The following is a 21,310-nucleotide window of genomic DNA, read 5'->3' on the forward strand; positions in this document are numbered from 1 at the left end:
CTTTTCTCTTTCAGCCTCTTTTTCCGATCAATCAATCAGTCTTGGGGGTATAGAGGCTCTTCAAAAGGGCGAATTTTCAATACATAGGCTTGCGCATCGTATCCACCGAAAGCGGCGATAACCAACCCAATGATATACACCCACCCTGCATACAATTGATGTAGCTCCATCAACACCACTCCCCCACCCACACCGAAGCAAAGAAACACATTGCTCAGACGCAGGTGACCATCACGAACGGCGTTTTTTAAAAAAAAAATAACCTCAATAGCGAATCTCTAGCTGGCATGTTTCGATAAAAAATCCAAACCATATTTCCAGCTATCTAAATGCAGCCTAACACCCTTTCTCGATCAAACAATAAAATTCATTTATATTTCTAGTTTGACTGCAAGAATCTTAATTTCCAATAATCAGAACCATGTAAAAACCAATACCTTTCTCTATCAGGAATTAAATAGCAAAAATCTTCACAACCTGCAAACCAATCCGCATACACCAAATCTTCATGCGCCCTACCAAAATCCATATGTATATATATTTTTCTATCAAAATTTACGTAAAATTTTGGCAATCTAGACGCAATAATATTTGCACCAGAAAACCCATCCTTACTCAGATCACCTCCAAAAAGATAGTATTTTTCAATACTTTGGTGCAATTCTCCATCCAGATCCAGACCATGTCCCAAGACCTCTTTCAACTCCTGTGAAGATAGTATTTTTTCCTCCCCAGAATACAAATAATCTAGAAAATTATCAGCCGTTAATTTAAGTATTCCACCCCTAAACGACAAACACGCTGCATCGTACTGCTTCCGATTTATGTGCCCCTTATCTAAATAGGCACGATATTCCCTTTCTGCGTCCAAACTGAAATTGAACTTTTCATCAAATACCCAATAGAACATCCCAGAGTGAACAAAAAAAGCAATACCCTTATCTCCCATCCACAATTCTGTGGCAGTCGACTCCCATCGTGTCATTTTCCAAACTCCTTCAAAAATTCGGAATGAGAATATACTCGAGCATTGCTCGAATTTTTTTCAAGCAACGATTCCCACACTTTAGGCAATTCCAGAGCAAGCCCAGGCTGATTGGGATCAACTATCTTCGGCGCCGTCGGGTCCCTTCGAATTCCTGGGATCGGACGTTGCGGTATCGCGCTGTCTATTATCTGCTTGTGAAGCGCAGCATCCACCTCGAACACCACCACTGTTCCATTTGGTCGCTTGTTTGTCAAAAAATAACTCGCATGATCACCACTTCCAACACTCACGCACAATTGCCCTGAACAACCAGGATTGATATTTATACTGCCATCACCATTCACAGTGATGCGATTTTGGCTCGTTGCCGCCCCTGCCCCGCCCCCCTCAACTCTGAAATATGTTTCACCCTTGGATGACGCATCCTTTGGAGCATCATTTTTCAATAATCCGCTAAATTTTTCGTATTCTCCCGTGAGCGGATTCTGCCGCACCAACACCGTGTTGTCACCGGCCAGCACCTCTCCGTTCCTGACGACACGAGGATTGTCAGTTTTTGATCCATCGGGGTACTGCTTAGCCCCTCCGCCCCGAACGCCAGACACCGCCTCAACTTTTGCCCTGGCCACCATCGCTCGGACTTGAGCAAGCGATATCTTTCCTCCTTCCAACGCAGCCTGAAACGCGATCCCTAGAGCCTCTCTCTGCTCCCAAGTCAGATCCTGCAGGTCGAACAAACCGCCATTCTGCATGAGCGAGATGTTCGTCAACTTATCGCTTATGACCCGCGCAAGAGCGTAATCCTCCGCAGCCTCTGCTTTGGCTTTCTCTTCCTGCAGTGCCTGCGCTACCTTGGCGACCTCCTCCGGATAGTGAATGTAATTCGCGATATCCCTGCTTGCGTCCGCGAGCGCCAAATTGGAGCCGGTCAGTTTTGTGGGATGCTTCGCTCCTTCTTGTACCTTCTCCCACGCCAGGTCATACAACTCCGCCAAGTCGGCGTTTAACTTAATACCTCCCGCGAACAAAAGCTGGTCGTAATAAGATCCATCAGCCTTGCCATCAAAATAGACGAACCCGGTCCCTTGAGTTCCAGTCATCTCAGCCAAGAATGCTCGAGCGTTCTGGTTCTCGACATGGCGCAAAGCCACCTCGGCATCGGCTTGCAGTTCCGCTTGCCCTGTCAGTTCAGCTAGCGCCTGAGTTAGAGAGATACCTTGCTGCTCTGCATAGCGCGCAGCGTTCTTTCTAATCCACTCGCCCTCGTCGGGATGCAATTGTCGGTTGTACATGTCGGCAACGGAGGCTCCCCCCGCTCCGCTGAGCCCCCCAACAGCCCCGCCAGCAGCACTACCGATGACGTTGAGAATCACCCTCGTAACTTGTTCTCGCGCTTCGCCTGACAAGCCCGCAACGGCTTGTTCCACCTGCTCCTTAACCAAGTTGGTTGCGAGATCTCCAGCAACCGTGCCCGCTACAGCCCCAGCTACATTCCCTCCCCCCAACGCTGCAGCTATCCCCGCCACCGCCGCGTGCAGCCCGATCGCGCCCGGCTTACCTTCCCCCCAAAGATCCGGATCCTTCTCCTTTAGGGTCTTCAGCGCATCCCCCGCAAGCTGCATCCCCAACTGCCCAAACGCCTGCTGGAACTCCAACTGCTCGCGGACCTTGTCCTTGTCGAAGATCTGCCCGATGCTGCCATTCGCGCCGGCCGTATCCCGGCTAAGCCCAATCGTGCTATCCCGGCCGCTGTCCTTGTCCGAACGCACCTCAATCGTGCCCGGAGCAATCGCAGCGTAGGTGGTGCCGGAATCGCTGCCGCTGGTTTGGCCGAAGCTGAACCCTGACGGACCGGCCTTGTTTGCGCCGCCCTTGTTGGCAACGTCGAATGCGCCTGACATGCCCAGGTTCACGCCCACGGTGGTGGACTTGTAGTCGGCCTTGTTCTTCAGATCGGTAAAGCCCAACGTTTCCGTCGACAGCCTGTTCTTCGCGGCATCGGCGTCGCTGGCGATCACCGCGCCGTTGAGCTGGGTATGTTTGCCCACGTAGACGTCGAAGCCGCCCGACCCCGCATACAGTCCGGACTGCTCAATCACGCTGTCGTAGTTCGACTTGGTCTTGCCCGTGCTGGCGCCGATGTAGGCGCTGCCCGTCATGGAACCGAAGCTGAAGCTGCCACCCGCGTTGGCCTGTTTTTGCTTGGCGTTGTAGCGGTCGGTGTCTTGCTGGCTGGCAATGGTCAGGTTCCGGCCGATATCGGCGCGGATGCTGTCGGCACGGGCCTGTGCGCCCTCCAACAACGTGTCGCGTCCCGATGCCAGCGTCAAGTTGTCGCGCGCGCTGACCTGGGTCTCGCGATAGGTCGTACCGTTACCCTTGGCGTTGCCGCTGCCCATGTAGCCGCTGGCGAAGATATTGATGCCTCCGCCGCTGCCGCTATCGGACACGCCGATGCCCACTCCGACCTTCCAGCCGCTGTTCTTGTTGGTTGAGGTCTCTGTGGAACTCTGTGCCTGGCTCAACAGCGAAAGATCGTTCGTGGCTCCCAGCAGTACGTTCTTGCCAGTGACATCGCTTCCGATGATGGACAGATTGCCCGAGCCTGGAACGCCTCGCTCGCCCAGGGCCACGATGGAGACATTGCCGCCTCCCATGACGGAAGAGCCGAACACCGACTCCTGCGTGCGCTTCGTTTCGCTGACGGATTTGCTGGCGCCTATGCTGATCTGGATCTGGGCGCTGGCGTTCTCCTTGTCGGCTGCCGTGGCGTTGGCTCCTTCCGCAGCCTCCAGCATGCGATTGGCCTGCACCGCCTGATAGGCAGCCTGGCCCACTTTGACCGCAGCCAGGCGGCTGCTCTTGGCGTCGTCTGCCTGTTTGAGCGTGCCGTGTATCTGTTGGGCAGCACCGAGCACGCCGCCCGCCACGCCTATCGTGATTCCGGACTGCTTGAACTCGTGGTATTCGTGCTGGCGGGCTTCACCCACGCCGGCGACGATCGCCACATTGCGGCCGCTGATCGAGATATCACCGTCCTGCGCCAGTACGTTGCTGGCGAAGATCCCCACGTCGCGCCCGGCGTCGATGGTCAGATTGCCGCCCACGCTGCCGACAGTGCTGCTGGAGTAGCCTCCGCTTTCGCCCTTCATCCAGTCGGTTCGTTGCTGCTTGCTATAGCCGACGCTGAAGCCGCCACCACCGCCAAAGCCAGACTTGGTCACCTTCTCGTACTGGTAATCCTTGTACGACTCGGTCGCCGCGGCAATGTTGATGTCCCGATTCGCCATCAGCGTGACCTCGTTGTCGCCGATGACATTCGACCCCACCACATTCAAATCCCGCCCCGCCATCAACACCGCCGTATCGCCGGTAAAGGTCGACCCCTTGGCCTGTTCCCAGTCGCTGGAGGTGATGGTGTGCGTGGTCTTGGACGACAGGAAGCTCTTGGTCTTGTAGCGGACCTCGTCGTAGGCCGAGCCGGTTTCCACCCCTGCGACCAGATTGATGTCACGTCCCGCGCCCACCGCCAGCTGCTTGCCTGCGGTGACTTCGGCCGCGCGCGCATTGACGTCCTGCCCCGCGACCAGCGTGAGGTTTCCGCCCGCCGCGATGCTCGAACCGACTTCGGAGCTGGTGCTCAGGTCGTGGCGGTTGTTCTTCTTCAGAACCAGCGATTCGCCATGGCTCTCGGTAAGCGTCTCCAGCGCGATGTCGCGCCCGGCCTGCAGGCGCGCGTCGTCCTTGACCGAGACTTGCGCAGCGGTCAACGTGATATCGCGGCCGGCCTGCATGTTGAGGTTGCCGGCATCGACGCGGGCCACGCCGCTGACGTGCGTGCCCCAGGTGCTGCCGAAGTTCTCGGATGCCGCGGTGGACGTCAGGGCGATGTCGTTCCCCGCCTTCAGGGCGACGTTGTCGCCCTTGATCAGCGATACCAGGTTGGTCAGGTCCTCGCGCGCGGCGAGGTCGACGGTGGAACCCTGGATCAGCCCGCCGCCCTGGTTGACGATGTTGCCGGCGGTCAAGACGGTGGCTTCGCGTGCGCCGATGGTGCCGCTGTTGACGATGTCGCCTTCGGCCTCCAGCTTGACGTTGCGGCCGGCCATGAGGGTGCCGTCGCCCTTCAGGTCGCCTTCGCGCACCAGCAGGTAGACCTGCGGGACCAGCACGGTCTCGGTGGTGCCGTCGGGCAGCGTGACGGTCTGTTCGACCAGCCAGACCAGGTCGGTGGTGAGCTGGCGCTGTTGCGCCTCGGTCAGCGCGACGCCGAGCTGGATGCCGTTGTCGCGAGCGAATTGCGCGCCGGCTGCGAGCAGGGCCTTGTACTGGCCGTCGTTGTCGCTGTACTTGTCGAGGAAGCGCTGGCCGGTGGTGGCAAGGATCTGGTCGGACACGAGCTTCTGTTCATAGAAGCCGTCGCCCAGGCGCTTGGGCTGGCCCGAGGGCGTCAGGAACTTGGCGCCTGCGGGCACCAGGGAATCCCAGCTGCCCAGGCGCGCGCCGGACAGGTTCTGGCCGTCGGCCGCAGCGGTGGCGCCACTGGCGGAGAGCGAGCCGCCCGCGCCGAACGCGGTGCCGGCGGGTCCGGAGGCGCCTTGCGCGTCCAGGCGCTGGCCGTCCAGGCCGCCGCTGGCGCCAACGGACGTGCCGCCTTGACCCGGGGTCGAGACCGAACCCGCACCGACGCCCGCATTGACCGTGCCGGCCGCGCCGGGCTGGTCGTTGCGTTGGCCTGCCAGGCCGCCGCCCGAGCCGGCGCCGTTGCCGATGGTGGTGCCGGGCAGCGCGCCCGGCTGGCTCAGCAGGTCCAGCAGGTAGTCGCTGGAGACGGTTGGACGCTGGCCGACGAAACGCGGATCGGTGGCGACGACGTAAGGCGCATCCGGCCTGCCGTTGACGGTGTAGAGCTGGCTGTCCGGAATACCGGCAGGATTGGAGACGGTGCGCACCACCGTGCCGCCGGGCAGGCCGACGCTGGCGACCAGCACCGGTCCGGGCGTGGCGCCGCCATTGCTGGCGCCGGGCTTGGAGCCGTTGAGTTGGACGGCGACATTGCCGCCGGACGTGCCGACCGGCAGTTCGATGGGCTGGCCGGCCAGGGTTGCGTTGTAAGCGCTGGAATATTCCTTGCGATCACGCGAACGCGCCTGGGTGACGGTCATGGTCCCTGTGCGCGTGATGGTGCGCTCGCCGCCCGCGCCGATGTTGTTGATGGCGGGACCGTTTACCGAGAGCGTGCCGCCTGCGGCGATCTGGCTCTTGTCGTTGGTGACGGCGCCGGTGAGCGTCATGGCCCCGCCCGACAGGATCTTGCCTGGATCGGAGGACAGGGTGCGGGTTTCGGTGACCGTCTCTTGCACCCGGTAGTAGGTGAAGGTGCCCACCAGGCGGTTGTTGAAGTCGGCGTTGAACTCGCGGATGCGCGCTTCCAACTCCATGTGCGGCGCCTTGTACGCGGCGTAGGCGTCTTCGTAGGCCTTGCGGCGCGCGTTCTCGGCAGCGCAGCCATCGATGATCGCGCAGTTGTCGTAGAGCGGCGGCACCCAGACCGGCATCGGGCCGGACGGTGGCGTGACACCGAAGACAGCCCAGATACGCTCTCCGGAACCGTAGAGGAACTTCTCCGGCGTGTCCCAGCAAAGATCGGCCGCGTCGCCGCCGCTGCAGCCGACGTCACGCGGGGTATAGGTCGGCGTGATAGGCGACGTCTCGCCACCCCTGCCCTTCTTGCTAGGCGCGTAATCAAACGGCGGCCCATACCGCGACGCCGGATACTTGGTGGACGGCAGCAGGAACATGCGTTCCGGATCGTCGTCCAGCCAGGCCGGATCCTTGCTGCACATCGGCGTCACTTCGTCGCACAGCCAATTGGTCTCGGCGTCGTACATGTCGGTGGTGCCGGCCGGGGTGAAGTACACCTTGGACGTGCTGGACACCTGCACCGTTTCGCTGGTGTAGCGGTCGTTCTGATTGCGGATGGACGCGGCCGAGATGTCGGCATTGCCTGCCGCTTCAATGGTGGCGGAGGCGTTCAGCAGCGAACCGGCCTGGCCGATGGCGCGGCCGGCGGCATCCAGCGCGCCGCCGATGCGCAGGTCGGCGCCCGAGTAGATCAACGCGTGGTCGCGGTTGATGAGCGATCCCACGCCCAGGTCCATGTTCGCGCGCGATGCGATGACGGCGCCGCCGCCCGCGCCCGCGCCGTTGACCAGGGCGCCTGCCTGGATCGACACGGCATCGCCGTAGATGCGGCCGGTGTTGTCGACGCGGCCCGCGGTGATGCGGGTGGAACCTCCGTCGATGAGGCCGGCGTTGGTCAGGCCCTGCGTCACCGTGATGCGGTTCTGGCCGCCGGCCAGCAATTGGCCGGAGGCCTGGTTGTTCAGCGAGTCCGCCGAGATGCTCAGGTCGCGGCCGGCGCTGATCTTGGCGCGGTTGTCCATCGCGCCGCCGACCGACAGGTTGAGGTCGCGGCCGCTGGAGATGTCGCCCTCCTGGTTCAGCGGGCCCGCATACGTGAACGACAGGTCGCCCGCGGATTGCAGCACGCCCAGCCCTTGCAGCGCCTGCGCGATGACGGTCAGGCTCTTGCCCGCCTGCAGCGTGCCTTGGGTGTTCTTGAGCATGTCCGCGACAATGCGCGCGTTGCCTTGGGAAGCGACTGTGCCGCCCGTGTTGTCCAGTTCCTTGGTGGTAAGGGTCAGGTCCTCGATCGCCTCGATGGAGCCGCCCTGGTTGTTGACGCGGTCGGCCATGATGGAGACGACCTTGCCCAGCACGCCCTTGGGCGGTGTGCCGGCCGCGGTCAGCGTGCCGCTGTTGTCGAGGCTGGCGGCGTTCAACGTCAGCACGTTGTCGGCCTGGATCAGGCCGCCGCGGTTGTCCACCGCGCCCGTGGCCGTGACGGTCAGGTCGCGAGCTGCCAGCGTGCCGTCGCGGTTGACGATGCTTGCGGCTTCGATGCGCGCATCGCCGGCGGCGGCGACCACCCCGCCGGTGTTGTTCAACGCGCCGCTCAGCTTGATCGCGGCATCGCCCGTGGACGTCAGTTTGCCGCCCTGGTTGTGAAGATTGGCGGCGGCGATATCCAGGGCGCCGCCCTGCACGACCGCGTTGCGGCTGTCGATATCACCCGGCGTGGCCAGCGCGACCTTGCCGATGGCGGACAGCTTGCCGCCCGCCAGGTTCAAACTGCCTGCCGACAGGCTCAGATCGCGGCCGGCGAGACTGGTGCCGCCATGAACGATGGAACCCCCGGTCAATCTGATGCTGCCCGGCTGGCTGAGCGCGCCGTCGGCGCCCACGCCCGCCACGAAGCGGCCGGCATTGGAAAGTTGGCCCAAGGCGGTGGCGATGAGATCGCCGCCAGCCAGCACCGAGCCGGTGTTGTCCAGCGTGGATCCCGCCCACAGCTTGGCGTTCGCGCCCGCGGACGCGACGCCCGCGTTGAACAGCGCGCCGCCCGCGCTCAGGTCCAGTCCCGCGCCGGACTGCATGCGGCCGTCCGCCGTGACGGTGAGTTTGCCGCCGGCGCTGGCGACCAGGTCGCCTGCCTGCGTAGCGGCGATGCCGCCCAGCGTCGCGTCCGTGCCGGCCCGCAAGGTCATGCCTTGTTCCGCGGCGGCCGAGCCGAGCGCGGTAAGCGCGCCCCCCGCCTGCGCGGTCAGCGCGCCCCCTGCCTGCAGGCGCGACGCCGCGCCCAGCGCGATATCGCCGCGCTGGGTGGTAAGCGCCAAGTTGCCTTGCAAGGCGGCCACCGTGCCGTCGACCGTGATCTTGTCGCCCGCCGTCAAGGTTTGCGAGCCGCCGGCCAGCATGCGCCCCGCCGCCTGCAGCGCGCCTTGCGCGGTGGCGGTCAACGTGCGGCCGGCCTGCGCCAGCCCGGCCGCACCGACGGTCACGTCGCGGCCCGTCAGCGTCAGAGCGGCATCGGTGGCGGCAGTGCCGTCCACTCGCGCGTCGCGCGCGGCGGCCAGCAGCATGTCGCCCACCGAACTCAGCGCGCCCGTTGCGTACAGGTCGCGATCCGCGCGGGCAGTCAGCGTGCCTGCGGCTTGCAGTTGGCCGTTCTGTTTGACGATGAGATCGCGTCCCGCCGTGATCGAGGCATTGCCCGCCGCGCGTTCGCCCAGGGCGGCAACAAGGCCGCCCAACAGGACGTCTCCACTTGCGGCGAGCGTCAGGCCGCCGCCCGCGGCAATGACGCCGTCTGACCCCAGGTTGCCGCCTGCGCGTGCGCTCAGCCCGTCGAAGGCCTGCATCCTGCCGCCCGCGCCGACGAGCAGGTTTCCGCCCGCGTCGGCCGTCAGGCCGCCTTCCAGCGCCGTGGCGATGCCGTCGATGCGGATGTCGCGCTGCGCGCCCAGGACGATGGGCGAACCGGCGGTCACCGTGCCCGTGATGAACAGGTCGCGGCCCGCCTGCGCCTGCAAGCTGCCGCCCGCGGCGCCGGCGCCCGTGGCGGTGCCCGCCGTGCCTGCGATGCGCAAGTCCTGGCCCGCGCCCAGCAGCAACTTGCTGCTGCCCTGGGCCAGGCCGGCCTGGCCGATGCTCAGGTCCCCGGCCGCGTCTGCGCGCAGCGTGCCGTTGGCGACGGTCTTGCCGTTCAGTTCGGCGTCCGTGCCCGCCTTCAGCGTAATGTCCTGCTCGCCCGAAATCGTGCCGTTGGCCAGCAGCTTGCCGCCCGTCTGCGCTTGCAGCAGTCCGCCCGCTTGCAGCGCGCTGGCGCCGCCCAGTGTCATGGCGCCGCCGCTCTCCACCGTGAGCGCGCCCGCGTCGGCCAGGACCGTGCCGTCTATCGCCAGATCCTTGTCGATCCGCAGCGTCGCGGCTTGCCCGGCCACCAGCGTGCCCGCCAAGGTAGCGCTGTCGGCCTGCACATCGACCGAGCCATCGGCCTGCAGGCGCGCGTTCGCGCCGGTGGCCAAAGCGCCGCCCGCCTGAAGGGTCAGGTTGCCGGCGGCCAGGTTCTGGCCGTCGAGGCTGATGTTGGCGACCGCGTCCAGGATCAGATCGGCCAGCGAGGAAATCGTGCCAGCCGCCGTCAGCGAACCGCCCGCGCTCGCCTGCAGCGCGCCGCCAGACAGCGCGCGGCTGCCGGCCGCCAAGGCCAGGTCTTCACCCGCTTTCAGGTCCAGGGCGCCGTTGGCGGATGCCGCCGTGCCGGACATATCCAGGCGACCTCCGGCATCCAGGCTTGCGCCCTTGTCGCCGCGCACGACGCCGGCCATCTCCAGGTTGCCCGCAGCCGCAATGCGCGCCTGGTCCGCGGCGTCCAGTTGCGCCGCCGCGCCGATGCGCAGATTGCCCCCGGCGCCAAGATCCAGCGCGCCGTCGGCGCCCAGCTTGCCGTCCACGCGCGCATCGCGCACCGCCTGGAGTTCCGCGCCGGCGGTGGACACCAGAACGCCGCCCAGCGCCAGGTCGCGCCCGGCGTCAGCCTGCACGCCCTTGCCTTGCAGCTGGCTGCCCGCGCCCAGCAGCAGGTCATTGCCGCTCTTGAGCTGCAGCGCTCCGCCATAGGCGAGTGCATTGCCGTCCACGCGCAGGTCGCGCGATGCGTCCAGCGACATGCCGCCTTCGGCCAGCGCCGTGCCGGCGAGGTGCAGATCCTGCCCGGCCGCAAGCGTCATCGAGGCGTCGGATTGCAGGTGCGAGCCGCCTGCCGCCGTCAGCGTCTGGCCTGCCTTCAGGTCCAGGCCGCGCGCCGCGTAGACCTGCCCCGCCACGGCCGCGTTGCGCGCGGCCTGTAGCGTCAGGGCGTCCAGCGAACTGAGCGCGCCCGCCACGCGGAGATCGCCCAGCGTCGTGACGTTGACCGCGCCCTTGGCCGCGACCCGCGCCAGTTCGCCCATCGACAGGTCGCCGCCGGCGTTCAAGCTCAGGCCGCCGGCGCTGGCGGCAAGCGTGCCGTCCACGGACAGCTTGCCCGCGGCGTCGATGTTCATGTCGCCGTTGCCGCGCCAGGCGCCGGCCAGCGTCATGTCCTGGCCGGCCTGGGCGCGCGACGCGCCTTCGACGTCCCATTGCGCCGTCTTGCCCATGACAAGGTCACGCGCGGCAATCAGCGAGGTGTTGCCGGTGGCAGCGGCCTTGCTGTCAATGCGCGCGTCGCGTCCCGCGCTCAGGAGAATGTCGCCACGCGCGGCCATGGCGCCGCCCGCCAGCAGATCGCCCATGGCGCGCGCCTCCACGCCCACGCCCTGCGTGCGGCTGGCGTCGCCCAAGCGCAGGTCCTTGCCCGCGTTCATGGCCAATTGGCCGCCGTAGGCCAGCGCCGCGCCATCCACCTGCAGGTCGCGCCCGGCATCCAGCGTCACGCCCTTGTTGGCTTCCGCCTCGCCGGCCAGGACCAGGTCCTGCCCCGCGCGCAGGGCCACTGCGTCTTCGGATTGCAGACGCGCATCCGCGCCGGCCTGCAACTGTCCTATCGCCTCCAGCAGCAGCGGGCCGCCGGCCAGCAGCTTGCCTGTGACCGTTGCATCGGTTCCCGCTTGCGCCGTCAAGCCGGCTAGCGAGGACACTGTGCCCACCACGTTCAGCGCGCCCTTCGCGACCATGGACAAGGGGCCGCCGGATTGGGCGTTGCCGCCCACCGTCATGTCGCCGACCGAGGCCAGAGTCAATGGGCCCGAAGCCGCGCCGGCCGTGCCGCTGAGGTCCAGCGTGCCTCCTGCCCGCAGTTCCGTGCCTTGGTTGCTGAGCAGGCTGCCCGACAGCGCCACGTCGCCGCCGGCTTGCAGGCTGGCCGCGCCCGTCGCTTGCAGTTCGCCCGTGACCTTCGCCGATTCCTGCGCGCGCAGCGTCAGGTCGCCGTCGGCGCCGAGCTTGGCGCCGAACACCGCGTCGCGGCCCGCCGTGAGGCCGGCTGATCCCGCCGCCACCATTTCACCGGCGGTGATGAGGTCGCGCCCGGCTTGGGCCGTGACGCCCTTGCCCTGCGTCTTGCTGGCCGCGCCCAGCAGCAGATCGCTGCCGGCGTTCATGGACAAGCCGCCGCCGTAGGCCAGCGCGCTGCCGTCCACGCGCAGCTCGCGTGTGGCGTCGATCGCGATGCCGCCATCGCTCAGGGCAGCGCCCGCGAGGCTGACGTCCTGGCCCGCGCTCAACGTCATGTTCTTGGACGATTGCAGCTGCGCCGTCTGTCCCGTGCGCAGGTCCTTGCCTGCCCGCAACGACAAGGCGTCGCCGGACAGCAGCTTGCCGTCCACCATTGCGCCGCCCACCGATACGAAGGTCAACGCGCCCTGGCCGGCCAGTTCGCCATCCACGCGCAACGCGCCGCCGCTTGCGCCGCTGAGCGCCCCGCCCGCGTATGCCTTGCCCTGCGCGCCCACGGACAGGTCGCCGCCTGCGAGCAAATCGATGGCGCCCGCGACAGACGAAGTTTCTCCGTCCAGCCGCAGCTTGCCGGCGGCGTCGATGCGTATGCCCTGATTGGTGCGCACAGCGCCGGCCAGCGTGGCGTCCTGCCCCGCCTGGATCTGCGCGGAACGTTCCGCTTCCAGCTGCGCGCCCTGCGCAATGGCCAGATTGCGTCCGCCCTTCAGCGTCACGTCGTTGGTGGCGACCGTCTTGCCGCCGAGCTGCGCATCGCGCCCCGCGGTCAACGCGATATCGCCGCGCGCGGCCATCGCGCCGTCCGCCTGCAGGTCACCGCCCGCGCGCGCCGACACGCCCTCGCCCTGCGTGCGGCTGGCATTGGTCAAACGCAGATCCTGGCCCGCATCCATCGACAAGACGCCGCCATAAGCCAGCGCCGCGCCGTCCATGCGCAGGTTGCGGCCCGCGCCCAGCGTCAGGCCGGCATTGGTTTCCGCCACGCCGGCCAGAAGCATGTTTTGGCCGGCGCGCAGCTGCATGGCGCCGTCCGATTGCAGACGCGAGTCCGCGCCCGCCGCCACCTGGCCTATCGCTTCCAGCAACAGCGGACCGCCGGCCAGCAGTTTGCCGTCGACCGCGGCATCGCGCGCGGCCTGGGCCGTCAATCCGGCCAGCGAGGAGACCGTACCCGCCACGTTCAGCGCGCCCTGCGTGCTCAACCTGACCGGACCGCCTGCCTGCGCGCTGCCGCTGACCGACAGGTCGCCGCCGGAAGCCAGCGCCAGTTCACCCGCTGCCGCGCCCACCGCGCCGCTGATGGCGAGCGGACCCGCCGCGCGCATGTCCACGCCCTGATTACCGCTCAGGCTACCCGCAAGCGAAATGCCTGCTCCGGACTGCAGCCGCGCGCGGCCCAGCGCTTCCACCTGTCCGGTGACAGCCGTGGCGCCTTGCGCGCTCAGGGCCAGATCGCCGCGCACCAGCACGCGGGCGTCCACCGCGGCCTCGCGTCCGGCCTTCAGTTCAGCGGCCGTCTCCGACACCAGTTCGCCATCGGCCCGCAGATCGCGCGCCACATCGATTCCAACACGCTTGCCCTGCGCCTTGCTGGCCGCGCCCATGCGCAGATCGCCGCCGCTCTTCAGGTCCAGCGCACCGCCATAAGCCAGCGCGCTGCCGTCCAGGCGCAGGTCGCGCGTGGATTCGACCAACATCGCGCCATCGGTCAGGGCCGCGCCGGCCAGCGTAACGCCTGAACCCGCGCGTATCGTCATGCCGCCTGCCGACTGCAACTGTGCGCCGGCCTCCGACACCGCGTCCGCGCCCGCCTGCGCCTGCAACACGCCGGACGCATACACCTGGCGCGACAACAGCATGTCGCGTCCCGCCTGCAACGTGACGCCTTCCTTCGCGGAAACCACGCCGCCCGCCGAGGAAACGCCGCCACTCGGTTCGCCCGGCGCGGCCGGGTCGGGAGTCTTGCCGGGTTCGCCGCCGGCGGCCGATCCAGATCCAGTCCCCGACCCGGAGCCGGAGCCCGAACCATAGCCGGTTCCCGCACCGGCGCCGGTCCCGCCACCCGTGCTCCCGCCTTGCCCCGGCTGCGGTGCGACCGTCCGGCCCGCCACCTTCAGGTTGCGTCCGGCTTGCGCACGCACGTCCTGGTCCGAAGTCAGCAGGGCTCCCGACAAGGAGATATCCTTGCTCGCCGCCACGCGCAGGGCGCCTTGCGTGCGCAGGCTGCCCTGCGCGCCGACAGCCACGTCGCCGCCAGCATCGAGCGTCAAGGCGCCACCGGCGCCGGCCGCGCCCTGCACGGAAACGTCGCGCGCAGCCACAAGCGCCGCACTGCCGCCGGCCTGTGCCGCGCCTTGGACGGCCAGATCGCGGCCGCTGTCCACACGCAGATTGCCCGCTGCCTGCGCGGTGCCGCGCGGCGCAATGCGGACGTCGCCCGCGGCCGTAACCTGCAGGTCGCCGGTCAGCGCCACCAGGTTGCCGCCGATGTTCACGCCCACGCCAGCCTCGGTGCCGATCAGGCGCACGCTGTTGGCATACATGCCGCCCAGCGCCGCGGTATCCAGCGCCACCTCGGGCGCCGCGCCTTCGCCCGCCTGGGCGGACACGGCTCCCGTGGCGTAGTCGACGCGCGCCGCGCCTGCGGTCACGTTGAGCTTGTCGGCCCATACGTCCGCGTTGATCTCCAGCGTGCCCGCCAGCAGGTCCACCTGGCTGAGGTTGGAGCCGTTCAAGCCGGCGCCTTCGACGCGGATCTTGCCCGAGGCAATATCGAAGCCGATGCTGCCGTCCGGTCCGACCTGGGGCTTGCCCGTGGTCAAGGTGGCGCGGTCCGCGTTCAAAAAACCGCAGCCGTTGCAGGTGATGCCCGCCGGGTTGGCGACGATCACGTTGGCGCGGTTGCCGGCCACCTCCATCGTGCCCAGCAGTTGCGACGGGTTGGGCGCGGTGACCTGGTTGAGAATGGTGCTGGCGCGCTGATTGCCCAGCATGGGGTTGCCGCCGACCTGCCCCGCCAGTTGGGTCTGGCTGGCGCCGCCGCTGTTGTTGAGCACCGCGCCGGACGGGCCGACGTTGAATTGCGTGTAGCGGTTGTTGGACACGCCGCCCGCCGACGGCGGCGCGATGTTGATGACCGGCACGCCGTTGCTGACGCCGACGGAGGGCTTCGCTCCCGCCACGCTCTTGTCCACCGAGATCGGCAAGGTCTGCGCCAATACTGGCGACCAGACCTGGGTGAAGACGACGGACCAGACTATGAGGGAGCGAAGCTTGGACATCATGCGTATCCGGTGGGACTAAGGATGGACTGCGGTTTCGCGGCGCAAGGCCGCCGGATCAGAACTCGAACATCAGCACCGCCGCGAACACGGTCGAGGCGGTTTTCAGGGACTCGGGCTTTTTCAGCGGCCAGCCGGCAGACAGGTCATAGCTGGCGTTGACATAGGGCATGGCGAGCCGTCCGCGCAGCCCGGCCACGGCGCCGACCAATGTGCGGCCGGACAGCGACGCCGCCGATGGGCCGCCCACCCGGCCCACGTCCAGGCCCGTGTACAACTGGTGGCCAGGCACGCGCAGCAGCTTGTCCAGGCCCAGCGACAAGTCGTTGCGCAAGGTCCAGCCGTCCTCGGCGGCCAGCGTCATCTGGCCGTCGAAACCCCGCACCGCATAGCGGTTGCCGATGGTGAAGTAGTCGGACGGCACGATGGGGGTCTTGGCGTGCTGGATCTGCCAATTCAGCTGGTAAGCCCAAGGCTGCTCCGCCAATTCGAACGGCAGATACAGGCCCGCATTGGCCGACACTATGGTGCTGCGCCCGTTCCAATCCGGATCGCCATAGACGTAGCCCGGCCGGTCGGACAGCCCGGTCAGCGTGCCGCGCACGCCCCCGCCGACGTCCAGCGCGGCGCGGCCCAGATAGTGGCGATGCCCCAGGTTGAACTCGTAGCCGGTGACGTCGCGCCGCTGCACCTCGATGTCCACGTCGTTGAGCGTGCTGGTGGTGCGCTTGCGCAGCAGGGTCAGCGATGCCGTGCCCTTGTAGGTGGCGCTGCGATACGGCACCACCGAGACGCCTGCCTGCACCTGCTTGGTGGTGCCGCCGTAGATGATGGGTTCATCGAAGCCGGCCACGGTCTGGCGGTAGGTGGATTTGCTGGCGCCGGCGAAGAAGGTCCAGTAGCCGAAAGGAATGCTGTAGTTCAGGGAGGCGGCGCGCGTGTTCGACTCGGCGTCGCGCCAGCGCGCATTGCTGTTCCACGACACCGACAGCTGGTCGTACAGGAACAGGGGCGAGTCCAGGGTCAGGCCGGCGTTGACCTGGTACTTGCCGATGGCGTCCATGCCGGCGTTGTCGCCGCCGATGTACCCATGCCAGCGCTTGCCGGTGCCGGGACGGATGAGGATGTCGGAATCGCCCAGCTCCGGCCCGGGCGCGACGTCGATGGACGCGTCGGCCTGGCTGCCCAGCCTGCGGATGTTTTCCAGCGCCTGGTCCAGGTCGCGCTGGTTCACCTCACCGCCCGGCCCCGTGGGCAGGGCCGTGCGCCACCAGCCGATGGCGCCCTCGCCCTTGACGGCGGATATGCGGCCCGGCAGGTAGCGCAGCGTCAGCGTGCCCGCGGCCAGGGATTGTTCCGGCACGACCACTCGCGCGGTGACGAGTCCGCGATCGATCAGCAGGCCGATCAGATGTTCCTGCAAGGCCCGCAACCCCAGGCCGCCCACGCAATGGCCAACGACGGCGTCGGCTGCCCGCGCCAGCGATTCGGCAGGCTGCGCTCCGTCCCAAACCACTTCCTTCAGGGCAAAGCAAGGCGTTTCGACCGGCAGGACCAGGCCGCCGGCTACCGGCGCGGCGGGCGACAGCACGTCCGGCCGTTCGGCCGCTCGGGCGCGCTGCGCCCCAAGTTCCTGCTCTTGGCGACGTTCGATTTCGGTGGCGCGCACTGCTGCCTCGGGCAGAGATTGCGCGCCGGATCCAGCCGGGAAAAAGCCAGCCGCCAACATGCCCGCGGCCATGCGCAGGCGCCAATAGTGATTCATGCCGGTATGGCGCCTGCGGACGTGCGCGGCGCTCCTTGTTATCGCTTTGTGAAACCAAATGTTTTCCGAGTTTGCCTTAAAGCACAATTAATAACAATAAATATCTGAATGTATAAGCTCATAAATTAACGGAATTGGTTGAACTTAGAGCATAAAGAAGCGCAAATTGATGCGTGAATGCCATAGTTCCGCAGCTCGGAACTATCACGATCGCAGCAGGAGCGGTTTGATGTGAAACAAATCGCAAGCAGCTCGAAGCCCGCGAGCCGGCAGTGTTTTTTACGCGGACACGCGTCGCGGGCAAATAGGAGAAGTCCGAAATCTGGCGGCAAAACCTAGGACCGGCCGCTTGCACACGGGTTATCCCCGATACGGACATATCAACAAATCGTCAATAATTCGCCAACGTTTTATCGCCGATCCGTCCCCTTCCCCCTGCCAGCCCATGCCTGTATCCGTCCGGGACGCCATTGTTTCCTCCTCCCATCTGGCCTCTTCAGCCCCCGAGCTTTCCGAAGTCGAATTCGGCCTGATCATCGCCTCGCACGCGTTCAACCGCTGGATGGTGCGCTGCATGGCCTGCGCCGGACTGCCCGAGCTGACCTCGCTGGACATCCTGGTGCTCAACCACGTGTTCCACCGCGGCCGGGGCAAGAAATTGGCGGACATCTGCTTCACGCTCAACGTCGAAGACACCCACCTGGTGAATTACTCGTTGAAGAAGCTGGAGCGCCTGGGCGTGGTTCAAAGCGCCAAGACGGGCAAGGAAGTGATCTACACGGCGACCGACGCTGGCGCGGCCGCCATCCAGCGCTACGCTGAAGTGCGCGAGCAATGCCTCGTCAAACCCTTCATCGACTCCCCCACGGCGGACGACGCCAGCCATCAGCTGGCCAACACCCTGCGCGCCCTCTCGGGCCTGTACGACCAGGCCGCCCGCGCCGCCACCTCCCTGTGAGAATCCACGTTGTCTAGCACCACCGCATCTTCTTCCGCTCCGCTGCTGTCCGTGCGCGGCGTGTCGGTCGACTTCAATACCGAAAATGGCGTGTTCCGCGCCGTCGACAACCTGGATTTCGAGGTGCGCCCCGGCAGGACGCTGGCCATCGTCGGCGAGTCGGGCTCGGGCAAGTCGGTCACGTCCATGGCCATCATGCGCCTGACCGACTACACCAGCGGCCGCATCGCCACGGGACAGATCCTGTTCCGCGACGACTCCGACCGCGAGATCGACCTGACCGCGGCTTCCGATGAGGACATGCGCGCCATCCGCGGCAACGACATCGCGATGATCTTCCAGGAACCGATGACCTCGCTGAACCCGGTGTTCACCGTCGGCGACCAGATCGTCGAGGCCATCATGCTGCACCAGCAGCTGTCGCGCTCGGCCGCGCGCCTGGCGGCGCGCAAACTGCTGGAGAAGGTGCGCCTGCCGGACGCCGAACAGATGCTGGACCGCTACCCGCACCAGCTGTCGGGCGGCATGCGCCAGCGCGTGATGATCGCGATGGCGCTGTCGTGCCAGCCGCGCCTGCTGATCGCCGACGAGCCGACCACCGCGCTGGACGTCACCATCCAGGCGCAGATCCTGAACACCATCCGCGAACTGCAGCGCGACCTGGGCACCGCGGTGATCTTCATCACGCACGACATGGGCGTGGTGGCGGAAATGGCCGACGACGTGGTCGTGATGCTGCGCGGCAAGAAGGTCGAGCAAGGCACCGTGGACGAGATCTTCAACGCGCCCAAGCATCCCTATACCCGCGCGCTGCTGGCGGCGGTGCCGCGCCTGGGCAGCCTGACCGGCCGCGACCTGCCGCTGCGCACGCCGCAGACCGTGCTGGAAGGCGACACGCTGCGCGAAGTGGGCGAGACGCGCGAGCAGGACACCGCGCGCTACGACGAGCCCGTGCTGCGCGTGGAAAAACTGACCACCCGCTTCGACGTGGGCCACAACTTCTTCGGCCGGGTCACGCACCGCGTGCACGCCGTCGAGGAAGTGAGCTTCGACGTCTATCCCGGCGAAACGCTGGCGCTGGTGGGCGAGTCCGGCAGCGGCAAGTCCACCATCGGCAAAACCTTGCAGCAGCTGGTGGCGCCGACCTCGGGCGCCGTGCGCTACAACGGCCAGGACATTTTCTCGATGGACAGCGCCGGCCGCCAGCGCCTGCGCCAGGAGATCCAGTACATATTCCAGGATCCCTACGCCTCGCTGGATCCGCGCAAGACGGTGGCGTTCAGCATCGCCGAGCCGATCCGCACGCACGGCCTGTTGACCAGCGAAGACGCCATCGCCCGCCGCATCGGCGAACTGCTGGAGCAGGTCGGCCTGAAGCCCGAACACGCCAAGCGCTACCCGCATGAATTCTCGGGCGGGCAGCGCCAGCGCGTTTGCATTGCGCGCGCACTGGCCAGCAATCCCAAACTGATCATCGCGGACGAATCCGTGTCGGCGCTGGACGTGTCGATCCAGGCGCAGATCCTGAACCTGCTGATGGATCTGCAGAAGGACCGCGGCCTGTCCTATCTGTTCATCACGCACGACATGGCGGTGGTGGAGAAAGTCAGCCACCGCGTCGCGGTCCTGTACCTGGGCCAGATCGTCGAACTCGGCACCCGCCGCCAGATTTTCGAATCGCCGCAACACGCGTACACGAAGAAGCTGCTGGCCGCCGTGCCGGTGGCCGAACCCGGCCGCCACATCGACACCTCGCTGATCGAAGGCGAGATCCCCAGCCCGGTGCGGCGCGTCGGCGACGAGCCCGCCATCATTCCCCTGGTTGAATTCGCGCCCGGCCACCAGGTGGCCCGCGCGGCTTGAGCCGCAACCCCTTTTTCACGTCGGCCCGCCCGGCTTCCCGTTCCTGGAGTTGAACATGCTCTCCCTACGCAAAACCTACACCGCCACCGCCCTGGCCCTGGCGCTGGGCGGCGCGCTGCCCGCCGTCTTCGTGACCGCTCACGCCGCCGGCACGCTCAATGTCGCCATCAACCAGGACCCGGGCAGCTGGGACCCGATCGACACCTTCGTGACCTTCTGGGGTTCGGTGGGCAGCAACCTGTATGACGGCCTGACCATGCGCGGCGCCGACCTGAAGCTGCAGCCGGGCCTGGCCACCAGCTGGGAATACCTGGACGACAACAAGCGCCTGCGCTTCAAGCTGCGCGAAGGCGTCAAGTTCCACAACGGCGAACCCTTCAACGCCGAAGCCGTGAAGTTCACCTTCGAGCGCCTCCTGGGCGCGGAAGGCGCCAAGGGCCCGCAGAAGTCCAACTACGACTCGATCGGCGAGATCAAGGTGGTGGACGAATACACCGTGGACTTCATCCTGAAGCAGCCCGATCCCGTCCTGCTGACCAAGCTGGCCGGCTATGGCGCCATGATCGTGCCGCCCAAATACATCAAGGAAAAGGGCGAAGACAACTTCAACACCAACCCGGTCGGCACCGGCCCGTTCAAGTTCGAAAGCTACCAGCCCAAGGTCAACGTGACGCTGGCGCGCAACGACGACTACTGGGGCGGCAAGCCCAAGCTGGACAAGGTGGTCTACCGCTTCATCGGTGAGCCGGGCACGCAAGTCGCCGAACTGCAGGCCGGCCGCATCGACGTCGCCACCCTGATTCCGCTGGGCCTGATCGAAACCGTGAAGAAGTCCGGCAACGCCGACGTCATCTCCACCGGCGGCCCGGTCGCTTTCGCGCTGCGCTACAACACCAAGAGCGGCATCACGCAGAACCGCGACGTGCGCCGCGCGCTGATCATGGCCGTGGACCGCGACGCCATCGTCAAGCAGCTGCTGCTGGGCCAGGCCAAGACCATCGCCAGCTTCCAGGGTCCGCAGTCCTTCGGCTACAACCCCGAGCAGAAGCCCCTGCCCTTCAACCCCGCCGAAGCCAAGAAGCTGCTGGCCGCCGCCGGCGTGAAGCCGGGCGCCACCGTGCAGATCGACGTGCGCGGCAGCGATTCGAACTTCCGCGAAGTGGCCCAGGCCGTCTCGGGCTACCTGCAAGGCGTGGGCGTGCGCGCCACGATCAAGCCGTATGAAACCGGCGTGCTGCTCAACGACATCATCCCCGGCGGCAAGACCGGCGAAATGTGGCAGAACCAGTGGGGCGGCTGGACCTACGACTACGACAACACGGCCTACCTGATGTACCACACGGGCCAGAAGTGGAACCCGTACGACAACGACGCCAAGCTCAACGGCATGCTGGAAGCGCAGCGCACGGTCTACGACGTGAAGAAGCGCGAAGCCATGCTGCAGGAGATCGCCGGCTACGTGGCCGACCAGGCGCTGGAAATGCCGCTGTACAGCCTGAACACGATCGTCGGGGTGAACAAGCGCGTGAAGGATCTGGAAGTGCCGGGCGACATCCGCTTCCGTTTCCTGAACGCTTCTGTGGACTGACGCCCCCCCCCGAAGCGCTGCGCGC

At 66.0% G+C, this 21,310-nt stretch carries 6 protein-coding genes; 3 read left to right on the forward strand and 3 right to left on the reverse strand.

What is annotated here, in order from left to right; translation table 11 throughout:
- Nucleotides 1–379: 379 nt before the first annotated feature.
- The 3 genes from N5C88_RS07830 to N5C88_RS07840 are packed head-to-tail and all read right to left on the reverse strand — an operon-like array spanning nucleotide 380 to nucleotide 16,876.
- Entirely contained in the window at nucleotides 380–985 is a 606-nt protein-coding gene (locus N5C88_RS07830) for a hypothetical protein (protein ID WP_280015088.1), read from the reverse strand.
- Nucleotides 982–15,114: a hemagglutinin repeat-containing protein gene (locus tag N5C88_RS07835; RefSeq protein WP_280015089.1), complete on the reverse strand. Its 14,133-nt coding sequence runs from the start codon at nucleotides 15,112–15,114 to the stop codon at nucleotides 982–984. Before N5C88_RS07835 ends, N5C88_RS07830 begins: the two co-directional genes overlap by 4 nt.
- Nucleotides 15,115–15,169: 55 nt before the next feature.
- Nucleotides 15,170–16,876 (reverse strand): ShlB/FhaC/HecB family hemolysin secretion/activation protein, encoded by a 1,707-nt coding sequence (locus N5C88_RS07840; protein ID WP_280015090.1) that lies wholly within the window; start codon nucleotides 16,874–16,876, stop codon nucleotides 15,170–15,172.
- A gap of 445 nt (nucleotides 16,877–17,321) precedes the next feature.
- On the opposite strand from N5C88_RS07840, the gene N5C88_RS07845 reads away from it, so the two are divergent.
- From N5C88_RS07845 to N5C88_RS07855, 3 genes are read left to right on the forward strand one after another with little or no spacing between them, the layout of a single operon-like run.
- On the forward strand, nucleotides 17,322–17,834 hold the full coding sequence (locus N5C88_RS07845; protein WP_059372716.1) for a winged helix DNA-binding protein: 513 nt from the start codon (nucleotides 17,322–17,324) through the stop codon (nucleotides 17,832–17,834).
- 9 nt (nucleotides 17,835–17,843) lie between these two features.
- On the forward strand, nucleotides 17,844–19,697 hold the full coding sequence (locus tag N5C88_RS07850) for a dipeptide ABC transporter ATP-binding protein (RefSeq protein WP_059372713.1): 1,854 nt from the start codon (nucleotides 17,844–17,846) through the stop codon (nucleotides 19,695–19,697).
- A gap of 55 nt (nucleotides 19,698–19,752) precedes the next feature.
- On the forward strand, nucleotides 19,753–21,285 hold the full coding sequence (locus N5C88_RS07855) for an ABC transporter substrate-binding protein (RefSeq protein WP_251881796.1): 1,533 nt from the start codon (nucleotides 19,753–19,755) through the stop codon (nucleotides 21,283–21,285).
- Nucleotides 21,286–21,310: the final 25 nt, after the last annotated feature.

The sequence above is a fragment of the Achromobacter sp. GD03932 genome, assembly GCF_029839485.1.
GTDB classification, from domain to species: Bacteria; Pseudomonadota; Gammaproteobacteria; order Burkholderiales; family Burkholderiaceae_B; genus Achromobacter; species Achromobacter bronchisepticus_A.